This is a genomic window from Quisquiliibacterium sp. (genome assembly GCF_982640115.1).
Genome location: NZ_CEXFHW010000277.1, coordinates 1 through 3,347 on the forward strand (window position 1 = coordinate 1; position 3,347 = coordinate 3,347).

The 3,347-nt window shown below is 69.3% G+C and carries 4 protein-coding genes; 2 read left to right on the forward strand and 2 right to left on the reverse strand.

Features of this window, described 5'->3' with window-relative positions; all coding sequences use genetic code 11:
• Together AC2H6A_RS18815 and AC2H6A_RS18820 are read right to left on the reverse strand one after the other, a co-directional pair.
• On the reverse strand, positions 1-649 hold a 649-nt coding region (locus tag AC2H6A_RS18815), incomplete at its 3' end, for a cryptochrome/photolyase family protein (protein WP_484275252.1).
• Entirely contained in the window at positions 646-849 is a 204-nt protein-coding gene (locus AC2H6A_RS18820) for a DUF2256 domain-containing protein (protein ID WP_484275253.1), read from the reverse strand. The genes AC2H6A_RS18815 and AC2H6A_RS18820, both read right to left, overlap by 4 nt.
• 128 nt (positions 850-977) lie before the next feature.
• Between AC2H6A_RS18820 and AC2H6A_RS18825 the strand changes: the two genes are divergently transcribed.
• Together AC2H6A_RS18825 and AC2H6A_RS18830 are read left to right on the forward strand one after the other, a co-directional pair.
• Positions 978-2,468, forward strand: a complete 1,491-nt coding sequence (locus AC2H6A_RS18825; protein ID WP_484275254.1) for a cyclic di-GMP phosphodiesterase — start codon at positions 978-980, stop codon at positions 2,466-2,468.
• A 127-nt stretch (positions 2,469-2,595) separates the two neighbouring features.
• Positions 2,596-3,347 (forward strand): SbmA/BacA-like family transporter (locus AC2H6A_RS18830; RefSeq protein ID WP_484275255.1); only part of this gene is annotated, 752 nt, incomplete at its 3' end.

The following is a 3,347-nucleotide window of genomic DNA, read 5'->3' on the forward strand; positions in this document are numbered from 1 at the left end:
GCGCGATCACCTCGCGGGTGATCGCATCGGGCGCAAAACGCGCGCGCGGCGGCACGCTGCCCGGGCCTTCGCGCCCGAACGATTCGCGGTTGTCGGCGTCGAAGTTCCACTGCCCGCCCACGGGCTCCTCGCCGTCCATCAGGATGCCGGTGCGCCGGCGCAGCAGCCGGTACCAGTGCTCGAGCCGCAGCTGCCTGCGACCACGCGCATGCTCGGCGAAATCGCGCACGGTGCTGTAGAAGTGGCGGTCTTCGCGCACCTCGAGCGGCAGGCCCAGTGCTTCGGCGGCCTCACGCAGCGCCGCGAGCACCCGCCAGTCGCCGGGTTCGGTCATGACCAGCGCCCTGGGGCGCAGGCTCTCGACCGCACGGCGCAGCTCGCCGGCGAGCGTGCCGGTGTTGGCCGGGTCGTCGAGCCGCACCGCGTGCACCGGGACGCCGGCCTCGCGCAGCCCGAGCACGAAATGCCGCATGGCCGCCAGGAACAGCGCCGTGCGCTGCTTCGATGATCGAATGTGCTTCGATTCTTCGTCAACCTCGGCCAAAAAGACCATGTCCTGGGAGGCGTCGAATCCATCGAATGCCGCTGCCCGGGCGTCGAGCTGGTCGCCCAGCACGATGATCAGGTGACGCAGGCCGCTGGTGCTCATCGGGCGCCGGCCTTGCGGCAAGCCTGCGAGCACCAGCGCACCTCGTCCCAGTTGCGCGCCCACGCCTTGCGCCAGCTCATGGGCCGACCGCAGGCCGCGCAGGGCTTGCTGGGCAGGTGGCTCTTGTTGCCGCGAAAGCCGGTGGCGGCTGCGGCGCCTGCGGACGAACTGGCGGCAGGGCGGCGGATGGGGCGGGTCATGGCGCCGACTCTACCAAAGGCGTTACCGCCTGCCGATCGGCGGCGATCGACCGTTGGTCGGTCGCGAGGCGATGTCCGTCCGCCTGCCGGTGGACTCACTGTCGCGCGGATGGCAAAAGGGTCGGGTCATGTTGAAGCGCATTTCTGTCTCAGAGCTCACCCTGGGCATGTACCTCCAGTCCCTGGAGGGGTCGTGGCTATCGCATCCATTCTGGCGCACGAAGTTCGTGCTCCGCGATCCGGCCGACATCGATGCGCTTCGGCAAAGCGCGGTCACCTACTGCTGGATCAACGAGGCACTCTTCGAGGATGTCGCGCCCAAGACGGCGCCGCACGCCGCGCCGGCCGAACCGCCGGCCCCGACGCCCGCGGCCCAGCGGCGGCTGCGTCCCGAGGGCACGCCTGCCGATGCGCCTGCTTCCGAACGCGGCCCGGGACCCCAGGCATCTGCTGGCAGTGCGTCCGCAGCCGTGCCTTCGTCCCGGCCCCAGGCCGCGGCCTCGCCTGCCACGCCGGCGGGCAGTTCCCGAATTCCGGTGAGGCCGCCCGAGTTGCAGCCCGCGGCTGCGGCATCGCGCGCCCCGACCCGCCCTCGCGCCCCGGCTACTCCGATCACCCCCGCCACCCCGGCCGCCCCGGCCGAACGGGCGCCGCTGCAGCACGCCGTCGAGCTCGAGGGAGAACTCGAGCGGGCCTCCGAGATCGTGAATCGGTTCAAGGGCGTGATCACCGAGATCTTCGGCGAAGTGCGCATGGGCAAGGCCATCGAGACCGATCGGGTCATGCCCTTCGTCGAGGAGGTCTCGGCTTCGGTTCAGCGCAACAGCGGCGCGCTGGTGAGTCTCGCGCGGCTCAAGACCAAGGACGACTACACCTACATGCATTCGGTGTCGGTGTGCGCCCTGATGATCTCGCTCGCCCGCCAGCTCGGCCTGTCGCAGGAAGACACCCGTCAGGCGGGCATCGGGGGCATGCTGCACGACGTCGGCAAGATGGCCGTTCCCGACAGCATCCTGAACAAGCCGGGTTCGCTCACCGACAACGAGTTCGCCGTGATGCGGCTGCACCCCGAGCGCGGCTTCGAGCTGCTCAAGGGCTGTACGGAGCTGGGCGAAGTGCCGCTCGACATCTGCCTGCACCACCATGAGCGGATCGATGGTCGTGGCTACCCCAAGGGCCTGGCCGGCGACCAGATCACACTGATGTCGCGCATGGCCTCGGTGTGCGACGTCTACGACGCGGTCACCTCGCAGCGGGCCTACAAGGCGGCCTGGGATCCGTCGTCGTCGATCCAGCGCATGTCGCAGTGGAAGGGGCAGTTCGATCCGCCGATCTTCCAGGCCTTCGTGCGCAGCATCGGCATCTATCCGGTCGGCACGCTGGTGCGCATGGAATCGGAGCGCCTGGGCGTGGTCATCGACCACAATCCGCGCAGCCTGGTCAAGCCGCGGGTGCGGGTGTTCTTCTCGACGCGCCGGTCGCGGCCGGTTCCGCTGCAGATCGTCGACCTCGATGCGCCTGGCTGCAACGATCGCATCGTCGGTCGCGAGAGTCCCGAGGACTGGGGCTTCACGCACCTGCAGGAGCTCTGGCAGGCGCTGCCTGTCATGACCTCCTGATCCTGGCGCCGCCAGGCTCCGCCGCGCGCCTCGGGCCGCGCGGACGCTTACCCCTCTTGCCCCCGCTCGCCCCCGCGCGCCGCAGCGCGGTGGGACAATCCGGTTTTGCTCACCGATCGGGGCCAGCGTGTTTCGTTGCTTCTTCCTCAGCCGCCGCTGGTTCGTCTGGTCCATCCTCGGCACCGCAGCCATCCTCACCGGCACCTGGCTGAAGGTCAGCCTCGATGTCCGGATCAACGAGTGGTTCGGCGAGTTCTACAACCTGGTGCAGAAGGCGCTCGGCCAGCCCGGCAGCGTGGCGCTCGACGAGTACTGGGCCTACCTCGCCACCTTCGGGCGCATCGCCGCGCTCTTCATCCTGCTGGCGGTGCTGCTCGACTTCCTCGTCAAGCACTACGTCTTTCGCTGGCGCTCGGCGATGAACGACTGGTACACGTCGCAGTGGGAGCGGCTGCGCGGCATCGAGGGCGCGTCGCAGCGCGTGCAGGAAGACACGATGCGCTTTGCCCGGCTGATGGAGGGGCTGGGCGTGAGCCTCGTCGACAGCCTGATGACGCTGGTGGCCTTCCTGCCCATCCTCTGGACGCTGTCGGCCCAGGTCACCGAGCTGCCCATCATCGGCAAGGCCGAGCACGCCCTGGTGGGGGTGGCCATCGGCTTCGCGCGGGCAGGTACCGTGCTGATGGCCCTGATCGGCATCCGGCTGCCCGGTCTGGAGTTTCACAACCAGCGCGTCGAGGCGGCCTTCCGCAAGGAGCTCGTGCACGGCGAGGACGACCCGCTGCGCGCGCAGCCCGCCACGCTGGCCGGGCTCTTCGACGACGTGCGCCGCAACTACTTCCGGCTCTTCTTCCACTACCTCTACTTCGACGGCATACG

Bases quoted from the DNA above. Each gene is read 5' to 3' on its own strand.
- AC2H6A_RS18820 (WP_484275253.1), bottom strand. From the start codon at position 849: ATGACCCGCCCCATCCGCCGCCCTGCCGCCAGTTCGTCCGCAGGCGCC.
- AC2H6A_RS18825 (WP_484275254.1), top strand. From the start codon at position 978: ATGTTGAAGCGCATTTCTGTCTCAGAGCTCACCCTGGGCATGTACCTC.